The sequence below is a fragment of the Micromonospora fiedleri genome (assembly GCF_016774385.1).
In the GTDB taxonomy this organism is placed as follows: Bacteria; Actinomycetota; Actinomycetes; order Mycobacteriales; family Micromonosporaceae; genus Micromonospora; species Micromonospora gifhornensis.
On sequence record NZ_JAETXL010000008.1, the window covers coordinates 108,245 to 130,336 of the forward strand.

Sequence of the window (22,092 nt, forward strand, 5' to 3'; positions counted from 1 at the left end):
CGGTGCTCGTCCCGGATCCGTCTGGGGTGGGTTCGGCGACAGGCTGAGGCATGCCTGGAATCCGGAACAACGGTGCACTGGCCCTCGGCGGGATCACCCTCGCCGCGCTGCTCGGCGTCATCGGTCACCTCGGCGTGCGGGACCTGGATCCGGTGAGCCTCACCGTCAGCGACTACGCCGTCTCCGAATCCGGCGGGATCATCCACCTGGCGATGCTGACGCTGGCCGTGGCGTCGGCTCTGCTCGTACCGGCGCTGGGTCGCCTCGCCGGGCCGGGGGCCCGCGCCGGTCGGCTGGGCGCGGCCCGACTGCTGCTCGCGGCGTGGGCCGGTGGGCTGCTGCTGGCCGGTCTGGTGCCGACCAACCCGCCGGGCACCGAGATGGGCACCGCCGCGTACGTGCACCGGTACGCCTCGGTGGTGGCGTTCCTCGCCCTGCCGGTCGTCGGCTGGCTGCTCGCCGCCCACCTGCCCACCGGGGCCCGTACCCGCCATTGGTTGCGCGTCCTCGCGGTGGCCAGCCTGCTGCTGGCCGCCGCCCAGATCTGGTCCGCCTATCCCGGTGACCGCGCCTTCTACGGCCTGATCGAACGGGTGCTCATCCTCAGTGAGGTCACCCTGCTCGCCCTGCTCGCCGTCGCCCTGCCCACGCACGCCCGAGCGCGGGCAGGGCGACGGGAGGTCACTCCAGTTCGTGCAGCATCAGTTGCCGGGCGGCCTCGGTGACCGAGCCGGAGAGGCTGGGGTAGATCGTGATGGTCTGCGCCAGCTCGTTGACGGTCAGGTTGTTCTCCACCGCCATGGTGATCGGCAGGATCAGCTCGCTGGCCTTCGGGGCGACCACCACACCGCCGATCACCTGGCCGCTGGCCGGGCGGCAGAACAGCTTGACGAAACCGTCGGCCACCTCGTCCATCTTCGCCCGCGCGTTGCCGTCCAGCGTCAGCATCACCTGCCGGGCCGGCACCTTGCCCGCGTCCACCTCGTCCTGCGAGACGCCGACGGTGGCCAACTCGGGGTCGGTGAAGACGTTCGCCGCGACGGTCCGCAGCCGCAGCGGCCGGACCGCCTCGCCGAGCGCGTGCCACATGGCGATCCGGCCCTGCATGGCGGCGACGCTGGCCAGCGGCAGCACCCCCGTGCAGTCACCGGCGGCGTAGATGCCGGGCACGTTGGTACGGGAGACCCGGTCCACCGTCACGTAGCCGCCCCGGGCCAGTTCGACGCCGTACTCGGCCAGGCCGAGCGCCTCGGTGTTGGGGATCGAGCCGACCGCGATCAGCGCGTGTGAGCCGTACACCTTGCGGCCGTCGGAGAGCTCGACCTCGACGCCGTCGTCGGTACGGCGCACCCCCTCGGCGCGGGAGTTGTTCAGGATGCTCATGCCCCGGGCCCGGAACACCCGCTCGATGGCCTGCGCGGCGTCGGCGTCCTCGTGCGGCATCACCCGGTCCCGGCTGGAGACCAGGGTGACCTGCACCCCCATGGCCAGGTACGCGCTGGCGAACTCGGCGCCGGTCACCCCGGAGCCGACCACGATCAGGTGCTCCGGCAACTCCGGCAGGTCGTACACCTGTCGCCAGGTCAGGATGCGCTCGCCGTCGGGCACGGCGGTGGGCAGCTGCCGGGGGGTGGCCCCGGTGGCGATCAGCACCGTCGAGGCGCCGATCGCGTACGCGGCCTCCTCGCCGTGCGGGGTGACGATCACCCGGTGGGTGTGACCGAGGGTGTCCTCGCCCAGCCGGGCCCGCCCGGAGACGAAGGTGACCCCGGCCTTGACCAGCTTGGCGTGGATGTCGCTGGACTGCGCCAGGGCGAGCCGCTTGACCCGCTCGTTGACCGCGGTGGCGTCGACAGTGACCGCCTCCAGGCCGTCGGAGTGCACCCCGAAGACCTCGGTGTCGCGGTACCCGGTCACCACCTCGGAGCTGGCGATGAACGTCTTCGACGGCACGCAGTCGGACAGCACGCAGGCACCGCCGGCACCCTCGTCCTCCACGACTGTGACGTCGGCGTCCAGTTGGGCCGCCACCAGCGCCGCCTCGTAGCCCGCCGGCCCACCGCCGATGATCACGATCCGGCTCACCACGACCGCCCCTCGTTCATGCTCACAGTGACTTTCTTCTCCCCGGCGCGTGCGACACGCACCGTCGTATTCTCCCCCGAGCGCCCGTCGGGCTATCGTCATCGCCGTGCGTCATTACGCCGCCTACGGCTCGAACCTGGACCCTGCTCGGATGCGTGCCTACTGCCCGCATTCGCCGATGGTGGGCATCGGCTGGCTGGAGGGCTGGCGGCTCACCTTCGCCGGTGAGGACGTCATCGGCTGGGAGGGCGCGGTCAGCACCGTGGTCGAGTCGCCCGGTGACCGGGTCTTCGTGGCCCTCTACGACATCCACCCGTACGACGCCGCCCAACTCGACGAGATCGAGGGCGTCACCTCCGGCACGTACCGGAAGCTGACCGTCCGGGTGTCGACGCTGGACGGCGACGTGACGGCCTGGGTCTACGTCTTCGACGGCTACGAGGGTGGGTTGCCCACCTCGTGGTACCTGTCCGAGATCGCGAACGCCGCCGAGAAGGCGGGCGCGCCGGACGACTACGTCCTCGAACTGCGGTCCCGCCCCACCGGCACCGCGTCGGCGTAGCGCGTCTCCCACGCCCTCAGTCTGCTACCGGCCGTCAGCGCGGCGGGCGTCGACCCCGGAACCCGGGCGATCTGTCCCGGTCGGCCCGCTTTCGTCCCCCTGGCTCGGCCGAGGGGTCAGCTTTCGGTGTGCGCCCGGGTCGCGGCGAGCAGTTCCACCAGTTCCGCGCCGCCGGCCGGCCCCAGCGCCACGAACGCGGGTGCGACGAGGCGGTTGGTCACCGCTTCGGCCCACAGCCGCCGCCGCACCAGCGGCCCGACCGGCGGGTACGGCGGCGGCCATCCGCACGCGATCGCACCACTCTCCCCCTCCGGCCCGGCCAGCACCGCTTCCAGCGGTGACATCCCGCTGGCGCGTACCGCCACCAGATGGGCGCCGGTGAAGTGCTCCCGCAGCAGGCGCAGCCCGGCGGCCAGTCGCGCGCCCGCTGAAGTGGCGGGCAACGGCATGGCCCGCCACGCCGCGAACAACGGCATCGCGCTGGCGTCGGCCGCCGCCACGACCCGGTCCACCAGGTCGACCAGGCGCTCCAGGTGCGGCAGGTCGGCCAGGCGTTCCTCGCCCCAACGGCAGCACTCGACCAGGCTGGCGGCGGCCACCTCCAGCGGTCGTACCGTGCGGGCGGCGGCGTCCCAGCCGTCGGCCACCGCGTCGGGGGCGATGAAGCCGAGCGCGGCGGCCACCGTCTCGGCCCGTACGTCACCCAGGGCACCGGCCCGGCCGGTGATGTAGAAGGCCCAGCCCGAGATGCCGAGCAGCCGGGCCCGCCGCAGCGTGGTGGGACAACGGCTGTACGCGTCACCGAGCGCGAGCACCGCCGGCTTGCTGGCCGCGGCCACCTGTTCCGGAGTCATCCCCGACCACCGGAAGGCGCATGCGACCGGCCCGAAGGTCCGTCCGTGCGAATACCGGCCGAAGGTCCGTCCGGGTGAAGGCTGGCCGAAGGTCCGTCCATGGGAAGTCAGTCTGCCGTGCCGCCGCCAGAGCCGGTATCCTCCTCGGCTTCCAGCGCCTCGACCGCGGCTTCGACCTCGCCGGTGCGCCGCCGGGCGGCGCCGGCCGCCCGTTCGGCCGCCCGACGGGCCAGCCGGGCTCGGCTGAGCTCCTGCTCGGCCACGGCCCGTCGGCGTTCCAACTCGGCCAGTTCCGCTTCGAGCCGGTCCAGGGCGGCGGCACCGTCGCGCTCGGCCGCCGCCGCGCCCGCCAGCTCGTCCTCGGCCCGCTCCTGATCGGTACGGGCCCGGGTCAGCTCCTTGTCCAGCGCCCGACGGCGGCGCTCCCGTTCGGCGCGGGCCGCCCGCTGGGCCTGCTCGGCGCGCAACGCACCCCGCTGGGTGGGCTGTTGCCGGGCCGGTGCCGCTGGCGGCGGCTCCTCTCCCCCGGTCACCAGGCGCAGTTGCGGCCGGGGCACCTCGCCGAACCCGGCGTAGTGGGTGGCGCGCAGCAGGCGTCCGGAGCGGACCTGCTCGGCGACCTGCACGTCGGACAGGGCCGCGTTCAGGGTCGCCTCGACCTCGGCCAGCGGCAGCTTCCCGCTCGACGGCGCCCCCTCGACGTCGGCCGCCAACCGGCGTACCTCGGCGACGAGCGCACCCACCACGGCGCGCCGCTGCGCGGACAGCTCGCGTAGGCGTGGGCCGCGCAGTTCACGCTGCGCGGTCCGCAGCGCGTCGGCCAGCTGCACCAGATCGGCCACCAGCTCAGGGCGGTCCAACGCGAGCAGGTTGACCAGCCAGGCGGCGACGGTCGGCCGACGCAACCGGGCGATCTCCCGGGCGGTACGCGGATCTCCGGCTTGACGCGCCTGCGCGACGGCGGCGTCCCGGGCCGCGACGAACCGGTCCGGCGGCGTGCGGTAGAGCTCCTCGACGAGATCAGGCGCCGGTTCGGGCATCGGCTCAGCCGTCGATCCGGCTGCCCGGCTCCAGCCGTTGGTACTCGCTGCCCGACAGGGCCGTGTACTGCCGGTCGAGCACCGTGAGGCCGTTCGTGTTGAGCAGCGCGTCGTGCAGGGCGAAGACCCGACGCGGCGCGACCGCCCGGATGAAGTCGACCACCTCGGAGAACTTCGACCAGGGTGCGTGGATCGGCGCGAAGAGGGTGTCGACCGGTACGTCCTGCGGCACGAAGAGCGCGTCGCCCGGGTGGTAGACGATGTCGTTGAACAGGTAACCGATGTTGTCCACCACCGGGATGTCGGGGTGGATCACCGCGTGTCGGCCGCCGTAGGCGCGTACCGGCACCCCGGCGGCGGTGAACGACTCGCCGGGGCTGACCGGGCGCAGCGCCTCTGCCGCGTCGCCCAGCACCTTGGACACCGACGTCGGGCCGTGGATGACGAACGGCCGTCGCTCCAACTGTCGGTTGATCGCCTCGGCATCGACGTGGTCGGGATGCTCGTGGGTGATCAGCACCGCGTCGGCGCCGTCCAACGCCACCGCCGCTTCGCTGAACATGCCCGGATCGACGACCAGCACCCCACCGTCGTGCTCGATCCGTACGCACGAGTGGGCGTACTTGGTGAGCCGCATCGTGATGCCTCCCATATCGAATCGTGACTTCTCCAGCGCAGTCTGCCGGAACCCGTGAGGTGGCGCGGGGCGTCCGAGTTATCACCACGCAGCGGGGCCGGAAGAGGGGTACGGGGATGAGACTACGAAGAGTCGGTCGGCATCGGACGGCGGCGGTGGGTGCGCTGCTCGCGTTGCTGGTGCTCGCGGGTTGTGGCAGTGGCAGTGGCACCGACGAGGCGACCAGCTCGGACGCGGGTGCCGCCCGGCCGCCGATGGCGGACCAGGAGGCCGGTGAGCCGGCGCGGGGCGAGGCCGGTACGGCGACCGACACCCGGGTCGAACAACGCTCGATCATCTACACCGGATCCCTGGAGATCAAGGTGGACGATGTGGAGGTCAAGGCCCGCGAGGCCGTCGCGGCGGCGACCCGAGCCGGTGGCTTCGTCGGCGGCGACCAGCGGCGCAGCGCCGCGGCGGACGCGGTCGCGGAGCTGCAGTTGCGGGTACCGGCCGACCGGTTCTACCCGGTGGTGGAGGAGCTCGCCCGGCTGGGCAGCCAGCAGCGTCGGCAGATCGACACCCAGGACGTCACCGAGGAGACCATCGACCTGGACGCGCGGATCGCCACCCAGCGGGCCCGGGTGGACAGCGCCCGACGGTTGCTGGCCCAGGCCGACTCGATAAGCGATCTGATCAGCCTGGAGAACGAACTGGGCCGCCGGGAGGCCGACCTCGCCTCGCTGGAGGCGAAGAAGCGACGGCTGGGCGACCTGACCGCACTGTCCACGATCACCGTCACGCTTGTCGGCCCGAACGCGAGCACCACCGAGGACGAGGATCAGCTCGGCTTCCTGGTCGGGCTCAGCGGCGGCTGGAAGGTCTTCCTGGCCTCGATGACCGTACTGGTCACCGTGCTCGGCGCGATCCTGCCGTGGCTGCTGGTGTTCGGCGTACCGCTGGGGTTGCTCTGGTGGTGGCATCGGCGACGCCGGCGCGACCGGGACACCGGGCCGGCGCTGGTCGCGCCGGTCGGCGCGCCGCCACCGTCGGGGTTGGCGGTGCCGGGCGAGGTCAGCGGTGCGCCGCCAGTGCCTGGAGCGCGGTCTGCACCATGAGTCGTACGCCGGCCGGGATGGCGCGCTCGTCGACGTCGAACGACGGCCGGTGCAGGTCCACGTTGGGCCCGGCGCGGCCGACGCCGAGCCGGGCCAGCGCACCTGGGACGTACTCCAGGTACCAGGAGAAGTCCTCGCCGCCCATGCTCTGCGGGGTCTCCGCGACGCCCTGCGGGCCGAGCGCGGCGATGGTGGCCGCGGTCAGCACGCTGATGGCCTGGCTGTCGTTGCTGACCGGCGGACGACCACGCAGGTACTCGATGTCGACCGTGGCGCCGGTCGGGGCGAGGACGTCGCGGACCACCTGGGTGACGATGTCCGGGGCGCTGTGCCAGGTGTCGCGGTCCATCACCCGCAGCGTGCCGGAGGCGGACGCCTCAGACGGGATGACGTTGTACTGGGTGCCGGCGGAGGCGTGACCGAAGACCAGCAGCAGGCCGCTGTTCGCCGGCACCCGGCGGCTGACCAGGGCGGGAACCTCGGTGACGAGCCGACCGAGGGCGTCGACCAGGTCGACGGTCAGGTGCGGACGGGCGGTGTGGCCACCCGGCCCGGTGAGCCGTACGGTGACGTTGTCGGCGGCGGCGGTGATCGGACCGACCCGCAGCCCGATCCGGCCGACCGGCAGGCTCGGGTCGCAGTGCAGCGCGAAGATCTGCACCACCCCGTCGAGACCGCCGGCCTCGATCACCTCCAGCGAACCGCAGGGCAGGATCTCCTCGGCGGGCTGGAAGATCAGCCGCACCCGGCCCGGCAGCTCGCCCAGGTCGGCGAGCTGGGCCAGCATCATGCCGACGCCGAGCATGACCGTGGTGTGCACGTCGTGACCGCAGGCGTGGCAGACCCCGTCCACCGTGGAGCGGTACGGCACGTCCTTGGCGTCGGTCAGCGGCAGCGCGTCGATGTCGGCGCGCAGCGCGATCACCGGACCGTCCGGGCGGCCGTCGATGTCGCAGATCACCCCGTTGCCCTTGGGCAGCATGCGGGGGCTGAGCCCGGCCAGGGAGAGTTCCCGGGCGATCAGGGCCGCGGTCTCGAACTCCTGCCCGGACAGTTCCGGATGCGAGTGGATGTGACGGCGAGTGGCGATCAGGCCCGGTACCCGCAGGGCGAGCAGGTGGTCCAACTCGGCCGGCAGAGGTTGGCCGCCCGGCGGCGGCGCTTCGGACCAGGACGCCACCAGCTGCTCGCCGGTGGGCATCGTCAACGCAGTCGTCACGTCGAATTCTCGATCACTAGGAATGGATGGATCATCGGGGACAGCAGACAGGGTAGACCTCTGGTGGTAACTCTGCGCAACCTCGTTCCGGTGATGGTCGGACCGCGCAGCGTCACGTATGCCCTGCTGAGAGCCACCGGAGCGGAGCGAGACAGCAGGTAGATCGCCGTTGAACGTCGTCATCCGCCCCTCACCTCCTACAACGCGTAATCGGGTACCGGACCGAAAATCCTTCGGAGGACTTTCGGCACCGTTTCCGAATTGTCGCATTAGTCGCTCGATCAACTGACCCTACGACAATTACCCGACCACACCCGGCGACGAGCGCACCGTGGCACGTTCACACGCACGGTCGTCCTCCGGCCGGACACCGTGTGCGTCAGAGATCAGCCGGAGAACGTCGACAGGTGCACTCGAACCGCAATACCCAGGACGGGCGCACCGACACGCAGCGCGACGGTCGGTCAGAACCGGTCGGTCGGACGGTAGAGACCCCACACCTCGCGCAGCGCCCCGCACACCTCACCGACGGTGGCCCGCAGACGCAGCGCCTCCTTCATCGGGTAGAGCACGTTGGCGCTGCCGGTGGCGGCCTCCCGCAGGTCGGCCAGGGCCCGCTGAACGGCGGCGCCGTCGCGCTCGGCGCGCAACTTGGCCAGCCGTTCGGCCTGCGCCGCCTCGATCGTCGGGTCCACCCGCAGCGGCTCGTACGGCTCCTCGGCGTCGATGGCGAACCGGTTGAGCCCGACCACCACCCGCTCCGCCGAGTCGATCTCCTGGGCGATCCGGTACGCCGACTGCTCGATCTCCCGCTTCTGGAAGCCCGCCTCGATCGCCTCCACCGCCGAGCCGTGCTCGAAGACCCGGGCCATCAGCGCGTCCGCCGCCGCCTCGATCTCCGAGGTCATCGCCTCCACCACGTACGACCCGGCGAACGGGTCGACGGTGGCGGTCAGGTCCGTCTCGTACGCCAGCACCTGCTGGGTACGCAGCGCCAGCCGGGCCGCCTTCTCGGTCGGCAGCGCGATCGCCTCGTCGAAGCTGTTGGTGTGCAGCGACTGGGTGCCGCCGAGCACCGCGCCGAGCCCCTGCACGGCCACCCGGACCAGGTTCACCTCGGGCTGCTGGGCGGTCAACTGCACGCCCGCGGTCTGGGTGTGGAAACGCAGCATCATCGACTTCGGGTTCTTCGCCCCGAACTCGTCGCGCATCAGTCGGGCCCAGATCCGCCGGGCCGCCCGGAACTTGGCGACCTCCTCCAGCAGGGTGGTACGCGCGACGAAGAAGAACGACAGCCGGGGGGCGAAGTCGTCCACGGCCAGCCCGGCGGCGATCGCGGCCCGGACGTACTCGACGCCGTTGGCCAACGTGAAGGCGATCTCCTGCACGGGAGACGCGCCGGCCTCGGCCATGTGGTAGCCCGAGATGGAGATCGTGTTCCACTTCGGCACCTCGGCCCGGCAGTAGCCGAACGTGTCGGCGACCAGGCGCAACGAGGGCTTCGGCGGGAAGATGTAGGTCCCCCGGGCGATGTACTCCTTGAGGATGTCGTTCTGGATGGTGCCGTTGAGCGCGGCGCCCGGCACCCCGTTCTCCTCGGCGACGAGCTGGTAGAGCAGCAGCAGCACCGAACCGGGCGCGTTGATCGTCATCGAGGTGGAGACCTGGTCCAGCGGGATGCCGTCGAAGAGCAGCCGCATGTCCTCGATCGAGTCGATGGCCACGCCGACCTTGCCCACCTCGCCGGAGGCGATCGGGTCGTCGGAGTCGTACCCCATCTGGGTCGGCAGGTCGAAGGCGACCGACAGACCCATCGTGCCGGCCCGCAACAGTTGGTGGTACCGCGCGTTGGATTCGGTGGCGGTGCCGAAACCGGCATACTGGCGCATGGTCCACGGGCGCGACGTGTACATCGTGGGATAAACCCCACGGGTGTACGGGTACTCGCCCGGCGAGCCCAGTTGGGCATCCAGGTCACCGGGGACGTCTTCCGCCGTGTAGACGTCCTTGATCGGGAAACCGGACTCGCTCAGCCGCCGCTCGCTCATCACCGGATGGTAGGACGAAGCAACAGGTCAGCCGGTGCGGGGTGGCACGCGAGTGACCTCGGCGGCCGCCACGACGAGAGGTGAGGGGGCGCACACGTACCGTTCAGTACGGTAAACGTCCGTCGCGCCGGCTTTCGCATCGGGCGTCTGAACCAGCAAGATAGGGGGGTTGTGTCCCAGCCCCCTCGACTTCCCCGGTGGCTTTTCTGTGACTCAGATCCCGACGTGGAGCGGCGGACCAGTCAGCACTCCCACCAATGGACGCGCAACACCCGGCACCGTCATCGGTGACCGCTACTCGTTGCGCTCGGCGGTGGGCAACGGCGGCATGGGCACGGTCTGGCGAGCCACAGACACGCTGCTGCGCCGCGACGTGGCGGTCAAGGAGGTCATCCTCCCGCCGGGGCTGGCCCCGAGCGACCGCGACGCGATGTACGAACGCACCCTGCGCGAGGCCCGCGCCGCCGCCGCCATCGCCCACCCGGCCGTGGTGCAGGTGTACGACGTGGTCACCGAGGCCGGTCGGCCGTGGATCGTGATGGAGCTGCTGGACGCCCGCAGCCTCGCCGACATGGTGATCGAGGACGGGCCGATCGCCCAGCGGGTGGTCGCCAAGATCGGCATCGCGCTGCTCGGCGCCCTGGAGGTGGCCCACGCGATCGGTGTGCTGCACCGCGACGTCAAGCCGGCCAACGTGCTGATCTGCTCCGACGGGCGCTGCGTGCTCACCGACTTCGGGGTGGCCCGGATGCCCACCGACGTGCAGCTCACCACGCCGGGCATGGTGCTCGGCTCACCGCACTTCATCTCGCCCGAGCGGGCCATGGGGCAGGAGTTCGGCCCGCCCAGCGACCTGTTCTCCCTCGGCGTGACGCTCTACACGGCGGTGGAGGGTCGACCCCCGTTCGACCGGGGCGACCCGATCGAGACCATGCACGCCGTGGTCGAGGACCCGCCGGCCCCGCCGCAGCGCAGCGGCCCGCTGACCCGGGTGCTGATGGGCCTGCTGGAGAAGGACCCGGCCCGCCGACTCGACGTGCACACCGCCCGCGCCATGCTGCGCGAACTGCTCGCCGGCCCGCTCAGCAGCAACGCCGCCGCGGTCAACTCGATGACCGACCCGTACTCGGTGATGCAGGTGCCGCAGCCCGCGCCGATCAGCGCCCCAGCCGCCCCGGCCAAGGCCAAGCCGTCCGGCCAGATCGGCGGCTCGGCGATGCTCGCTCCCGGCGAGTCGCTCACCGACCGGCTGGCCGCGCTGCGCCGCGGTGAGCGCCCCGGCCAGGGGACCCCGGTCAGCCCCGCCGCGATGGAGGAGACCAGCGCCGACGCCCTGGCCCGACCGGGCCAGGGCGGCGCGATGTCCCCGCCACCGGTCGGCCGCACCTACGGCACCGCCGCGGACGCGACCCAGCACATCGGCGGGGCGGACACGACGCAACGGTTCGGCGGTGCCGACGCCACCCAGCGGATCGGCGGGGCGGATGCCACCCAGCGCATCGGCGGTGCCGACGCGACCCAACGGGTCGGGCCGGCGGCGTTCGGCTATGGCGGCGGCCAGCCGGAGGCCACCCAGCACATCGGCGGTGACTACGGCGGCCAGTGGCCGGCAGCGCCCAGCCAGCCGTACGGGGCCCGGCCGGCGCCCGCCGGCGGCAGCCCGATGGACAAGGCGAAGGCAGCCGGCACCCAGCTGGTCGACACCGTCAAGGGCTGGCCGCGCAAGATGCAGCTCGCCGCGGCCGGCGGCCTGGCGCTGATCCTGCTGATCGGCATCGTGGCGCTCTCCGGCGGCGAGGACTCGTCACCGACCACCCCGGTCGCCGACCCCTCCCCCTCCGCCGACGCCGGTCCGGGCATCGAGATGCAGGAACACTCGGCGCGCGGAGTGCAGGTGCTGGTGCCCAAGGGCTGGAAGAAGGCCACCGGTGGCGTCTACACCGACTACACCGATCCCGAGGACAGCGGCCGGCGGGTACGCATCCTCAACGAGGAATGGCGTGGCGACTCGGCCCGTTGGGCGGAGGTCGCCGAGAACGGCCTGAAGGGCAGGTCGGCCTCCTGCGCCAAGCCGTACAACCAGATCTCGATGGAGCAGAAGGAGCTGGCCGGTAAGCCGTCGGCCGAGTTCGAGTACACCTGCGGCAAGGGCGAGAACATGCGGCACGGGATCTGGCAGGGGGTGGCCCACGAGGGCCGGATGTACTCCTTCTACCTGACCGCGACGGACTCCCGCTTCGAGGAGAGCAAGCCGATCTACGAGGAGATGGTGAAGTCGTTCCAGCTCACCAACGCCGGCTGAGTCGGGGCGAGCGCCCGCGGTGATCCGCCGACGTGCTATCAAGACCCAATGGCGGCGGACACCGAAGACCTTGACAGCATTCGCGAGCGGGCCGAGCGTTGGCTCGCCGACGATCCGGACCCGGCCGACCGGACGGAACTGCAGGCGGTGCTCGACGGTCTTCCCGCCACCGCGCCGGAGCTGGCCGACCGGTTCGCCGGCCCGCTGACCTTCGGCACCGCCGGCCTCCGTGGCCCGCTGCGGGCCGGCCCCAACGGGATGAACCTCGCCGTGGTCACCCAGGCCGCCGCCGGACTGGTCGCCTGGCTCGCGGCCCAGGGCGGCACCGGCCCCCTGGTGATCGGGTACGACGCCCGGCGCGGCTCCCGGCAGTTCGCCGAGCGGACCGCCCAGGTGGCCACCGGGGCGGGACGCGCCGCCCTGCTGCTCCCCCGACCCCTGCCCACCCCGGTGCTCGCCTACGCGGTACGGCAACTCGGGGCGGTGGCCGGGGTGATGGTGACGGCCAGCCACAACCCGCCACAGGACAACGGCTACAAGGTCTACCTCGGTGCCGAGTTGGGCGGCGACCTGGGTGCCGGGGCGCAGATCGTGCCGCCGGCCGACGCCGGCATCGAGGCCGCCATCCGGGCGGTCGGCCCGCTCGCCGAGGTGCCGCTCGGTCCGATCGGTCAGGTGCTCGGCGACGAGCTGGTCGCCGGTTACGTGGCCCGCGCGGTCGAGGTGCTGCCCGCGGGCGGTCCGCGCGAGCTGAACGTGGCGTACACCCCGCTGCACGGCGTCGGCGCGGCCGTACTCACCGCCGCCTTCACCGCCGCCGGGTTCCCGGTGCCCGGGGTGGTGCCCGACCAGGCCGAACCGGACCCGGACTTCCCCACCGTCAGCTTCCCCAACCCGGAGGAGCCGGGCGCGGTGGACCGGCTCGTCGCGCTCGCCGAATCGACCGGCGCCGACCTGGCCATCGCCAACGACCCCGACGCCGACCGCTGCGCCGTGGCCGTGCGGGGCGAGCAGGGTTGGCGGATGTTGCGCGGCGACGAGGTGGGGGTGCTGCTCGCCGATCACCTGATGCGGCGCGGGGTGACCGGCCTGTACGCCACCACCATCGTGTCGTCGTCGCTGCTGCGGGCGATGTGCACCGCCCGGGGCCTGCCGTACGACGAGACGTTGACCGGGTTCAAATGGATCGTCCGGGCCGGTGGCGGAGCCGAACCGCTGGTGTTCGGCTACGAGGAGGCGCTCGGCTACTGCGTCGCCCCCGAGCACGTCCGGGACAAGGACGGCATCACCGCCGCGCTGACCGTCGCCGAGTTGGCCGCCGGGCTCAAGGCGCAGGGTCGTACGCTCACCGACCGGCTGGACGAGTTGGCCGCCGAGTTCGGCGTGCACCACACCGACCAACTCTCCGTACGCGTCGACGACCTGCGGCTGATCGCCGACGCGATGGCCCGCATCCGCGCCGCCACCCCGGCCACCCTGCTCGGCCAGCCGGTCACCGAGGCACAGGATCTGCTCCCCGAAGCTGACGTGGTGATCCTGCGTACCGGCACCGCCCGGGTGGTGATCCGTCCCTCCGGCACCGAACCGAAGCTCAAGGCGTACCTGGAGGTGGTGGAGCCGGTCGCGGACGGCGACGTCGCGGCGGCCCGCTCCCGCGCGGCGCTAGCGGTTGCCGCCCTACGCAGCGAGACCGCCGCCGCCCTGGGCATCTGACCAGTACGGCTCGGCAGCACCCCTCGTGGCCTGTGCCGGCCCCCTACCACCCCGCGCCCCCTTTGCTCTGCTTCAACGGACGCAACGGTTCCGGACGGAAACCTGTGCGCGGGTTGAAGCAGAGCAAAGGGGCTAAGTGGAGGGGTTGACCCGGCACGCTGGAGAGCAGCAACCGGCCGCGATCCCGCTACGCCGGGCAGGGGGCGGCCCGACTGGGTGGCGGCCCCGCTGCGCCGGGCAGGGGGCGGCCTGACTGGGTGGCGGCCCAGCTGCGCCGGCCAGGGAGGAGGGCGGGCGCGCGGAGGCGGGTTCCGGGGTCAGTGGCGGGGGCCGAGGGCGGCTTGGACGGCACGGCCCAGGGCGGCCACCACGAGGCCGACCGAGGGGCGGACCACCGACCCCTCGATGCTGACCTCGCCGGTGAAGCCGGCACCGCTGGCGATCTCCTCCAGCCGGTGATGGGTCTGCTCGGCGTCCTCGCCGCTCAGCCCGAGGGCGGACTCCATGCGGAGCACCGCGACCAGGGTCGCCAGCGCTGCGGTCCGCTCGTCCGGTGCCGCTCCGGTCAGCGCGGCGGTGAGCCGTTGCCGGGTGTCCGCCTCCACCGAGCGGTCCAGCACCGGATAGCGGTGTACGTGGATGAAGCCCAGCTCCGTCTCGTCGACATCGCGGACGACGCCGTGCTCACACAGGTCACCGAGGATCCGGTCGCGCAGGCCGTGGCGTAGCCGTTGCACCCAGGACGACGGGCTGTGCGGGGTGTCGGCGGCGATCCGGGCGAGCACGTCGTCGATGACCGGCTCACCGGTCGGTGTCGGGTCGACCACGGTCAGCGCGCCGTCGTCGTACGCGATCCGTCCGGCCAGGGCCAACTCGATCAGTGCCGCCGCAGCCATCCCCAGGTCGAGGCTGATCCGCGGCATTGTCGCCTTGCCGCTCTCGTCGTCATACGCGAGCAGGAGCAACTCCTCAGCAAGCGGAACACCCGTCATGCTCCAAAACGCTATCCCGCCCCCCACCTCCAACCCCCCGTCTCTCCCCGTTGATCATGACGTTGACGGCAACGCAGAGATCAACGACTGCCGCTAACCTCATGATCAACGCAGTGGGGTGGGGGTCAGAAGCGGGGCATGCCGCCGAACTGGCGGTCGCCGGCGTCGCCCAGGCCGGGGACGATGAACTTGCTGCCGTTGAGACCCTGGTCGATGGCGGCGGTGACCAGGCGCAGTGGCAGGTTGGAGCGCTTGAGGCGCTCGATGCCTTCGGGAGCGGCGAGCACGCAGAGCACGGTGATGTCGGTGCAGCCGCGCTCGGCGAGCAGCCGGCAGCAGTGCTCCAGCGAGCCCCCGGTGGCCAGCATCGGGTCGAGAACCAGCACCGGCAGACCGGTCAGGTCCCGGGGCAGCGACTCCATGTAGGCGCGCGGCTCGAACGTCTCCTCGTCACGGGCCAGCCCGACGAAGCCCATGGACGACTCCGGCAGCAACCCCAACGCGGCGTCGGCCATGCCGAGGCCGGCCCGCAGCACCGGCACCAGCAGCGGCGGGTTGGCCAGTCGGGTGCCTTCGGTCGCGGTCACCGGCGTCTGCACCGGGTACCGCTCGATCGGGAAGGAGCGCGCGGCCTCGTACACCAGCATGGTGGTGAGTTCGTGCAGTGCTGCCCGAAACGAGGATGAATCGGTGCGTTCGTCCCGCATGGCGGTCAGCCGGGACTGGGCGAGCGGGTGGTCAATGACGATTACGTCCACGATCGCTCAACCTACCCGCCGCCGACAGTGGTGCGCGGCCCCCGGCCCGACCAGCGACCCTGCTCACCACCGGAGCGCATTGGTCAAGATCACTCGTCGTCGGTCTGCGTAGACTTCGGGACATGACGGCGACAGCGACGTCGGCCCACTCGGAACTCACCGAGCTGGGACGATCCGAGACCGCTCTGCGGACCTTCCTGCACGGCCTACCGGGCGTGGACCAGGTCGGCGCCGAGCAGCGGGCGGCCCAACTCGGCACCCGCTCCATCAAGACCACCGCCAAGGCCCAGGCCATCGACCTCGCGATCCGAATGGTCGACCTGACAACGCTGGAAGGCGCGGACACCCCGGGCAAGGTGCGGGCGCTCGCCGCCAAGGCGCTGCGGCCCGACCCGGCCGACCCGTCCTGCCCGCACGTCGGCGCGGTCTGCGTCTACCCCTCGATGGTCCCGTACGCGGCCGAGGTGCTGCGCGGGTCCGGACGGCCGTCGGGCGGACCGGCGAACGGCGCCGCACCGGCCGGGGTGGTGCACCTGGCCAGCGTGGCGACGGCGTTCCCGTCCGGTCAGGCACCGCTGGAGGTCAAGCTCGCCGACACCCGCGCCGCCGTCGAGGCCGGTGCCGACGAGATCGACATGGTGATCAACCGGGGAGCCTTCCTGGCCGGTCGGTACCGCGAGGTCTACGACGAGATCGTGGCCACCAAGGAAGCCTGTGGGGACGCTCACCTCAAGGTGATCCTGGAGACCGGCGAACTGGGCACGTACGACAACGTCCGTCGTGCCTCCTGGCTGGCGATGCTGGCCGGCGGCGACTTCATCAAGACCTCCACCGGCAAGGTCCCGGTCGCCGCCACCCTGCCGGTGACCCTGGTGATGCTGGAGGCGGTCCGTGACTTCCGGTCCGCCACCGGGCGGCAGGTCGGCGTGAAGCCGGCCGGCGGCATCAAGACCACCAAGGACGCCATCAAGTACCTGGTCATGGTCAACGAGACCGTCGGGCCGGACTGGCTGCACCCGGACTGGTTCCGCTTCGGCGCGTCCAGCCTGCTCAACGACCTGCTGATGCAGCGCACCAAGCTGACGACCGGTGTCTACGCCGGCCCCGACTACTTCACCCTGGACTGACCGCGATGTTCGAATACGCTCCGGCCCCCGAGTCCCGCTCGGTGGTGGACCTCAAACCGTCCTACGGCCTGTTCATCGACGGCGCGTTCGTCGACCCGGCCGACGGCGGCAGCTTCAAGTCGATCAACCCGGCCTCGGAGGAGGTGCTCAGCGAGGTCGCCGAGGGCGGACCGCAGGACGTGGACCGCGCGGTTCGTGCCGCCCGGAAGGCGTACGAGAAGGTCTGGGGTCCGATGCCGGGCCGCGACCGTGCCAAGTACCTGTACCGGATCGCCCGGATCATCCAGGAACGCTCCCGCGAGCTGGCCGTGCTGGAGTCCCTGGACAACGGCAAGCCGATCAAGGAGTCCCGCGACGTCGACCTGCCGCTGGTCGCCGCGCACTTCTTCTACTACGCGGGCTGGGCCGACAAGCTGAACCACGCCGGCTTCGGTGCCAACCCGCAGCCGCTCGGGGTGGCCGCCCAGGTCATCCCGTGGAACTTCCCGCTGCTGATGCTGGCCTGGAAGATCGCCCCGGCGCTGGCCGCCGGCAACACCGTGGTGCTCAAGCCGGCGGAGACCACCCCGCTGACCGCGCTGCTGTTCGCCGAGATCTGCCAGCAGGCCGACCTGCCGGCCGGCGTGGTCAACATCGTCACCGGTGCCGGTGAGACCGGACGCGCGCTGGTCGAGCACGACGGCGTGGACAAGGTGGCCTTCACCGGCTCCACCGACGTCGGTCGGGCCATCGCCCGCGCGGTCGCCGGCAGCCGCAAGAAGCTCACCCTGGAGCTGGGCGGCAAGGCCGCCAACATCGTCTTCGACGACGCCCCGGTCGACCAGGCCGTCGAGGGCATCGTCAACGGCATCTTCTTCAACCAGGGGCACGTCTGCTGCGCCGGTTCCCGGCTGCTGGTTCAGGAGTCCGTCGCCGAGCAGGTGCTGGAGTCGCTCAAGCGTCGGATGGCCCAGCTGCGGGTCGGTGACCCGCTGGACAAGAACACCGACATCGGGGCAATCAACTCGGCCGCCCAGCTGGCCCGGATCCGGGAACTGACCGCGGCCGGGGCCGCCGAGGGCGCGCAGCAGTGGTCGCCGCCGTGCGAGCTGCCCGAGCGGGGCTTCTGGTTCGCGCCGACCATCTTCACCGGGGTCACCCAGGCGCACCGGATCGCCCGCGAGGAGATCTTCGGCCCGGTGCTGTCCGTACTCACCTTCCGCACCCCGGCCGAGGCGGTAGAAAAGGCCAACAACACGCCGTACGGGTTGTCGGCCGGGATCTGGACCGAGAAGGGTTCCCGGATCCTGTGGACGGCCGACCGGCTGCGCGCCGGAGTGGTCTGGGCCAACACGTTCAACAAGTTCGACCCGACCTCGCCGTTCGGTGGCTACAAGGAGTCGGGCTACGGCCGCGAGGGCGGTCGGCACGGGCTGGAGGCGTACCTCAATGTCTGAGCGGGTCGCGGTACGCAAGACGTACAAGCTCTTCATCGGCGGGAAGTTCCCGCGTAGCGAGTCGGGACGGTCGTATCTCGTGCAATCCGCGAACGTGTCGCTGGCCTCCCGCAAGGACGCGCGGGACGCCGTGGTCGCCGCCCGCGCCGCCGTGAAGGGCTGGGCCGGGGCCACCGCGTACAACCGGGGCCAGATCCTCTACCGCATCGCCGAGATGCTGGAGGGCCGCCGCGACCAGTTCATCGCCCTGGGCGTACCGGCCGACGAGGTCGACGCCGCGACGGACCGCTGGGTCTGGTACGCGGGCTGGTCGGACAAACTGCCCCAGGTGTACGGCGGCGCGAACCCGGTCGCCGGGCCCTACTTCAACCTCTCCGCCCCCGAGCCCACCGGCCTGGTGGCGGTGGTGGCCCCGGAGACACCCGCCCTGCTGGGCCTGGTCAGCGTGATCGCCCCGGCGATCGTCACCGGCAACACCGTGGTGGTGGCCGCCTCCCCGGCCGCGCCCCTGGCCGCGGTGACCCTGGCCGAGGTACTGGCCACCTCCGATCTGCCGGGCGGCGTGGTCAACATCCTCACCGGCCGGCTGTCGGAGACCGTACCGACGCTGGCCGCGCACATGGACGTCAACGCGATCGACCTGACCGGGGTCACCGACGCCGAACTGGCCGCTGAGCTGGAGATCAAAGCGGCGGAGAACCTCAAGCGGGTGCTCCGGCCGGTGTCGGCTGATCACGACTGGTCGGCCGACCCTGGGCTGGGGCGGATGACGGCGCTGCTCGAGACGAAGACGGTGTGGCACCCGAAGGGCGTCTGAGGGCTTCGGGGTTTGCTCGCCTGTGCGGGTGCGTCTGGGCGATCAAGCTTGAAGCCTGCGTGGGTGGGCTTCCGGGGAGCACCCGCTCTCGGGGGTCAAGCTGTCCGTGGGTCGGATGCCGCGCGCAACAACGCCGAAGTTGCTGGGTGAAGGCCGCGTCGACACCGCAACATCACCGAACTTGTCGAGCGCAGCCCGGCGCAACGCCGCAACAGCGCGACGCCTCACGAGGGCCCAACCAACGCGGCCAGCATCCGCAGCCCCACAACAACGCCGAAGTTGCTGGGTCCAGGCCGCGTCGATACCGCAACATCGCCGTACTTGCTGGGCATGGTGCGGGGCGATGCCGCAACAGGGCCCCTCTGCGCTGGCACCTGTGCGACCACCACCGACGGCGCTTGTTCAGGACAGGTGGGCCCGCGGTGGGTGGAGGGGTGGGCGATGGGGGCGGAGCAACGGTGGGGCGGGCGGGGGGTCTACTACGGGGGGTAGGATTGGCGGGTGACTCGGCTGGGTGATCTTGAGCGTGCGGTGATGGACGTGTTGTGGGACACGGTGCCCGCCAGGTCGGACGGGGTCACGGTGCGCGAGGTGGCCGACGCGCTGGTCGGGCGCGAGTTGGCGTACACGACGGTGATGACGGTGCTCGATCGCCTCGCCGGCAAGGGCATGGTGCAGCGCGAGCGGGAGGGCCGGGCCTGGCGTTATCGCGCGGCGGCCAGCCGGGAGGCGCACATCGCCCAGCTCATGCTCGACGCACTCGACCTCGGTGGCAGCCGGGATGCGGCGCTGGTCCGGTTCGCCCGATCGGTCACCGGCACCGAGGCGGACGTGTTGCGCGCGGCCCTGGCAGCAGAGGCCACGTTGACGCCGGTCACGAAAGGTACAGAAGCCACCGGAGTCGCAGAAGGCACGGAAGACACGAACAGCACCGCAGGCACGGGAGGCGCGGATGCTGAGGGGGTCGGCAGTCTGACCGATCGGATCGAGGTGCCGCCGGCAGACCGGGCAAACCGCCCGGACCGGGCGGGCGAGACCGCGGAACGGTAGGGGCGAGACCGTGGCGTACGCCCTGCATTTCACTGGCGCGATGCTTGCCTGTTGGTTGCTCGCGCAGGTTCTGGCCCGTTCCACCTGGACGTGGCGGAGCCCGGGGGTGGCGATCCTCTGCTGGCAGGCGATCGGGCTGGGGGCCGGCCTGTCCGCGATGGGCATGCCGATCGCGCTCGGGCTGGCACCGTACGAGATGGGGACCGGCAGTGCCCTGCTCACGCTGGTCGGGGATCTGTGGCACAGCACCTTGCCGGCCGGTCTGGGCGTGGCCCATCTGGGGCTGGTCGGCATCGGCCTGGGCATCGGCGCGGTGCTGCTCACCACGACGGTACGCAGCATCCACGGCACGGTACGCGCCCAGCGTCGGCATCGGGAGTTGCTGACCCTGGTGGCGCGGCGGGATCCCGCGGTGCCCGGGGCACTGGTGCTCGACCATCCGAGCGCGGCTGCGTACTGCCTGCCCGGCGTACGGCCTCGGGTGGTGGTCAGTGCCGGCGCGCTGGATCTGCTCGATCCGGCCGAGTTGGAGGCGGTGCTCGCGCACGAGCGGGCGCACGCCCAGGAGCGGCACGACCTGGTGCTGCTGCCGTTCACCGCGTTGTGCCGGGCGTTGCCCTGGGTGCGCTGGGTACGCCAGGCGCACGAGCGGGTCGGGTTGCTTGTCGAGATGCGTGCCGACGACAAGGCCCGGGAGCTGCACGCGGACGCGCCGCTGGCCGGTGCGTTGCGCCGGTTCGCGGACGCCGGTGACCGGATCAGCCCGGCCGGCACGCTCGGTCTCGGGCATCGGGACCTGGACGTACGCATGCAGCGGCTGCTGATTGCCGGGCGCCCGCCCCGGCTGATCGGTGCCGCCGCGCTGGCGGTGACCAGCACCGCCGCCTACCTGCCGATCGGCCTCTTCCTGAGCTGACCGCCCGCACCGACCGGGCGCATCAACCGGGCGCATCAACCGGACGCATCGACCGGGCGCGTCGACCACCAGCAGGCACCCTGAACTGACCCTGATCCTGCCCGCGCGGGCCTCTCGCGGCCGAATGCGTAGCTTCTCTACCTGTAGGCTCCCTGAGGTGAAGCGTCGACCCCAGGAGAGTCATGGATGCCCTGCTCCTCGCCCGGCTCCAGTTCGCCGCGACCGCCTCGGTCCACTTCCTCTTCGTCGCGGTCACCCTCGGCCTGGTCACCCTGCTGGTGGGGTTGCAGACGGCCTGGTTGATCACCGGCAACCCGCGCTTCGAGCGGCTCACCCGGTTCTGGGGCCAGCTGTACGTGATCAACTACGTGCTCGGCATCGCCACCGGCATCGTGATGGAGTTCCAGTTCGGGCTGAACTGGAGCGGGCTGTCGCGGTACGTCGGCAACGTCTTCGGCGCCCCGCTGGCGATCGAGACCCTGGTCGCCTTCTTCCTGGAGTCGACCTTCCTCGGCATGTGGATCTTCGGGTGGCACCGGCTGCGTCGGGGCGTACACCTCGCACTGCTGTACGGGGTGGCGCTCACCGCGTACGCCTCGGCTTTCTGGATTCTGGTGGCGAACTCCTGGTTGCAGAACCCGGTCGGTTACGAGGTACGCGACGGGGTCGCCCATCTGACCGACTTCTCCGCGCTGCTGACCAACCCGGCGTTGTGGATGGCGTTCGGGCACGTCGTGTCGGCGGCGCTGCTCACCGGCGGGATGCTGATGGCCGCGGTCAGCGCCTGGCACCTGACCCGCAGCACCTGTGACTTCGACCTGTTCCGTACCTCGCTGCGGATCGGGGTGGTCACCGCCACCCTGGCGATCGGCCTCGTCCAGAGCTTCGGCTTCGCCCAGTTCGGCGCGGTCGGCGCGATCCAGCCGACCAAGTTCAACGGCACCGGCCCGGACGCCGAGGCGCTGGTCGCCGACTGGACCGCCCGGTTCGGCCCCGGCGACTACCTGCCGCCTGTGCTGGCCAACGCCGGGCTCGGCTTCATGATCCTCATCGGCTTCGGCCTCGGTCTGCTCTGGCTGATCCTCCCGCTGCTCTGGCGGGACTGGATCATCCGGCTCCGCTTCCCGCTCTGGCTGCTCATGATCGCCCTGCCGCTGCCGTTCGTGGCCGTGATCCTCGGCTGGATCGCCCGCGAGGTGGGCCGCCAGCCCTGGGTGGCGTACGGCCTGCTGCGGGTGGACCAGGCGATCTCCCCGATCGACCCGTGGCTGATGGCCACCTCGCTGATCGGCTTCACCCTGCTGCTCGGTGCCCTCGCCGTGACCAACTGGGTGCTGCTGGCCCGGCACGCAGCCGCCGGCGCGACGGATCCCGCCCTCGGCCGACCGCCGATGCAGCCGCCCGCCGACGACAGCCGCACCGAGCCCGCCTTCCTCTGA

19 protein-coding genes are annotated in these 22,092 nt (G+C 71.6%); 11 read left to right on the plus strand and 8 right to left on the minus strand.

Going from position 1 to position 22,092, the window contains the following annotated elements; all coding sequences use genetic code 11:
- The first annotated feature begins 50 nt into the window (after positions 1-50).
- Positions 51-725 carry a DUF998 domain-containing protein gene (locus JMF97_RS22365; RefSeq protein WP_203223316.1) on the plus strand — a complete coding sequence of 225 codons (675 nt, stop codon included), beginning with the start codon at positions 51-53 and terminating at the stop codon, positions 723-725.
- On the opposite strand, the gene JMF97_RS22370 is transcribed toward JMF97_RS22365, so the two are convergent.
- Positions 682-2,085 carry an NAD(P)H-quinone dehydrogenase gene (locus tag JMF97_RS22370; RefSeq protein ID WP_013731548.1) on the minus strand — a complete coding sequence of 468 codons (1,404 nt, stop codon included), beginning with the start codon at positions 2,083-2,085 and terminating at the stop codon, positions 682-684. The genes JMF97_RS22365 and JMF97_RS22370 overlap by 44 nt on opposite strands.
- 106 nt (positions 2,086-2,191) lie before the next feature.
- Here JMF97_RS22370 and JMF97_RS22375 point away from each other — a divergent pair, with 106 nt between their 5' ends.
- Complete coding sequence (locus JMF97_RS22375; protein WP_043719680.1) at positions 2,192-2,647, plus strand: gamma-glutamylcyclotransferase; 456 nt, start codon at positions 2,192-2,194, stop codon at positions 2,645-2,647.
- 116 nt (positions 2,648-2,763) lie between these two features.
- On the opposite strand, the gene JMF97_RS22380 is transcribed toward JMF97_RS22375, so the two are convergent.
- The 3 genes from JMF97_RS22380 to JMF97_RS22390 all read right to left on the minus strand — a co-directional run bounded on the left by JMF97_RS22380 (position 2,764) and on the right by JMF97_RS22390 (position 5,178).
- Entirely contained in the window at positions 2,764-3,501 is a 738-nt protein-coding gene (locus tag JMF97_RS22380) for an SCO6745 family protein (RefSeq protein ID WP_203223317.1), read from the minus strand.
- A gap of 107 nt (positions 3,502-3,608) precedes the next feature.
- Entirely contained in the window at positions 3,609-4,541 is a 933-nt protein-coding gene (locus tag JMF97_RS22385) for a hypothetical protein (protein WP_203223318.1), read from the minus strand.
- A gap of 4 nt (positions 4,542-4,545) precedes the next feature.
- The gene (locus tag JMF97_RS22390) at positions 4,546-5,178 is read right to left on the minus strand and encodes an MBL fold metallo-hydrolase (protein ID WP_203223319.1); all 633 of its coding nucleotides are present in this window, start codon (positions 5,176-5,178) and stop codon (positions 4,546-4,548) included.
- Between the two features lie 116 nt (positions 5,179-5,294).
- Between JMF97_RS22390 and JMF97_RS22395 the strand changes: the two genes are divergently transcribed.
- On the plus strand, positions 5,295-6,275 hold the full coding sequence (locus tag JMF97_RS22395) for a DUF4349 domain-containing protein (RefSeq protein ID WP_238359895.1): 981 nt from the start codon (positions 5,295-5,297) through the stop codon (positions 6,273-6,275).
- Here the strand turns inward: JMF97_RS22395 and JMF97_RS22400 are convergent.
- On the minus strand, positions 6,232-7,494 hold the full coding sequence (locus JMF97_RS22400; RefSeq protein ID WP_043719675.1) for an amidohydrolase: 1,263 nt from the start codon (positions 7,492-7,494) through the stop codon (positions 6,232-6,234). The two genes, JMF97_RS22395 and JMF97_RS22400, sit on opposite strands and share 44 nt — an antisense overlap.
- A 464-nt stretch (positions 7,495-7,958) precedes the next feature.
- Complete coding sequence (locus tag JMF97_RS22405; protein WP_013731541.1) at positions 7,959-9,542, minus strand: acyl-CoA mutase large subunit family protein; 1,584 nt, start codon at positions 9,540-9,542, stop codon at positions 7,959-7,961.
- A 208-nt stretch (positions 9,543-9,750) separates the two neighbouring features.
- Between JMF97_RS22405 and JMF97_RS22410 the strand changes: the two genes are divergently transcribed.
- Complete coding sequence (locus tag JMF97_RS22410; RefSeq protein WP_203223320.1) at positions 9,751-11,844, plus strand: serine/threonine-protein kinase; 2,094 nt, start codon at positions 9,751-9,753, stop codon at positions 11,842-11,844.
- Between the two features lie 48 nt (positions 11,845-11,892).
- Entirely contained in the window at positions 11,893-13,557 is a 1,665-nt protein-coding gene (locus JMF97_RS22415; protein WP_203223321.1) for a phospho-sugar mutase, read from the plus strand.
- 317 nt (positions 13,558-13,874) lie between these two features.
- On the opposite strand, the gene JMF97_RS22420 is transcribed toward JMF97_RS22415, so the two are convergent.
- Both JMF97_RS22420 and upp read right to left on the minus strand, forming a co-directional pair.
- On the minus strand, positions 13,875-14,549 hold the full coding sequence (locus tag JMF97_RS22420; RefSeq protein WP_203223322.1) for a GOLPH3/VPS74 family protein: 675 nt from the start codon (positions 14,547-14,549) through the stop codon (positions 13,875-13,877).
- 125 nt (positions 14,550-14,674) lie between these two features.
- Positions 14,675-15,307, minus strand: coding sequence for a uracil phosphoribosyltransferase (upp, locus tag JMF97_RS22425; RefSeq protein ID WP_126711843.1), 633 nt, complete (start codon positions 15,305-15,307; stop codon positions 14,675-14,677).
- A 122-nt stretch (positions 15,308-15,429) separates the two neighbouring features.
- On the opposite strand from upp, the gene deoC reads away from it, so the two are divergent.
- The 6 genes from deoC to JMF97_RS22455 all read left to right on the plus strand — a co-directional run bounded on the left by deoC (position 15,430) and on the right by JMF97_RS22455 (position 22,092).
- On the plus strand, positions 15,430-16,434 hold the full coding sequence (gene deoC, locus JMF97_RS22430) for a deoxyribose-phosphate aldolase (RefSeq protein ID WP_203223323.1): 1,005 nt from the start codon (positions 15,430-15,432) through the stop codon (positions 16,432-16,434).
- A 5-nt stretch (positions 16,435-16,439) separates the two neighbouring features.
- Positions 16,440-17,870 carry an aldehyde dehydrogenase family protein gene (locus tag JMF97_RS22435; RefSeq protein ID WP_203223324.1) on the plus strand — a complete coding sequence of 477 codons (1,431 nt, stop codon included), beginning with the start codon at positions 16,440-16,442 and terminating at the stop codon, positions 17,868-17,870.
- Complete coding sequence (locus JMF97_RS22440) at positions 17,863-18,687, plus strand: aldehyde dehydrogenase family protein (RefSeq protein ID WP_203223325.1); 825 nt, start codon at positions 17,863-17,865, stop codon at positions 18,685-18,687. Before JMF97_RS22435 ends, JMF97_RS22440 begins: the two co-directional genes overlap by 8 nt.
- 501 nt (positions 18,688-19,188) lie before the next feature.
- Entirely contained in the window at positions 19,189-19,737 is a 549-nt protein-coding gene (locus tag JMF97_RS32060; RefSeq protein WP_307817050.1) for a BlaI/MecI/CopY family transcriptional regulator, read from the plus strand.
- Positions 19,738-19,747: 10 nt separating this feature from the next.
- Positions 19,748-20,653 carry a M56 family metallopeptidase gene (locus JMF97_RS22450; RefSeq protein WP_203223326.1) on the plus strand — a complete coding sequence of 302 codons (906 nt, stop codon included), beginning with the start codon at positions 19,748-19,750 and terminating at the stop codon, positions 20,651-20,653.
- Between the two features lie 182 nt (positions 20,654-20,835).
- On the plus strand, positions 20,836-22,092 hold the full coding sequence (locus JMF97_RS22455; protein WP_203223327.1) for a cytochrome ubiquinol oxidase subunit I: 1,257 nt from the start codon (positions 20,836-20,838) through the stop codon (positions 22,090-22,092).

Excerpts from the sequence above, each read along its gene's own strand:
- JMF97_RS22365 (WP_203223316.1), top strand. The coding sequence starts at position 51 with ATGCCTGGAATCCGGAACAACGGTGCACTGGCCCTCGGCGGGATCACC.
- JMF97_RS22380 (WP_203223317.1), bottom strand. The coding sequence starts at position 3,501 with ATGACTCCGGAACAGGTGGCCGCGGCCAGCAAGCCGGCGGTGCTCGCG.
- JMF97_RS22385 (WP_203223318.1), bottom strand. The coding sequence starts at position 4,541 with ATGCCCGAACCGGCGCCTGATCTCGTCGAGGAGCTCTACCGCACGCCG.
- JMF97_RS22390 (WP_203223319.1), bottom strand. The coding sequence starts at position 5,178 with ATGCGGCTCACCAAGTACGCCCACTCGTGCGTACGGATCGAGCACGAC.
- JMF97_RS22395 (WP_238359895.1), top strand. The coding sequence starts at position 5,295 with ATGAGACTACGAAGAGTCGGTCGGCATCGGACGGCGGCGGTGGGTGCG.
- JMF97_RS22405 (WP_013731541.1), bottom strand. The coding sequence starts at position 9,542 with ATGAGCGAGCGGCGGCTGAGCGAGTCCGGTTTCCCGATCAAGGACGTC.
- JMF97_RS22415 (WP_203223321.1), top strand. The coding sequence starts at position 11,893 with ATGGCGGCGGACACCGAAGACCTTGACAGCATTCGCGAGCGGGCCGAG.
- JMF97_RS22420 (WP_203223322.1), bottom strand. The coding sequence starts at position 14,549 with ATGACGGGTGTTCCGCTTGCTGAGGAGTTGCTCCTGCTCGCGTATGAC.
- deoC (WP_203223323.1), top strand. The coding sequence starts at position 15,430 with ATGACGGCGACAGCGACGTCGGCCCACTCGGAACTCACCGAGCTGGGA.
- JMF97_RS22435 (WP_203223324.1), top strand. The coding sequence starts at position 16,440 with ATGTTCGAATACGCTCCGGCCCCCGAGTCCCGCTCGGTGGTGGACCTC.
- JMF97_RS22440 (WP_203223325.1), top strand. The coding sequence starts at position 17,863 with ATGTCTGAGCGGGTCGCGGTACGCAAGACGTACAAGCTCTTCATCGGC.
- JMF97_RS22455 (WP_203223327.1), top strand. The coding sequence starts at position 20,836 with ATGGATGCCCTGCTCCTCGCCCGGCTCCAGTTCGCCGCGACCGCCTCG.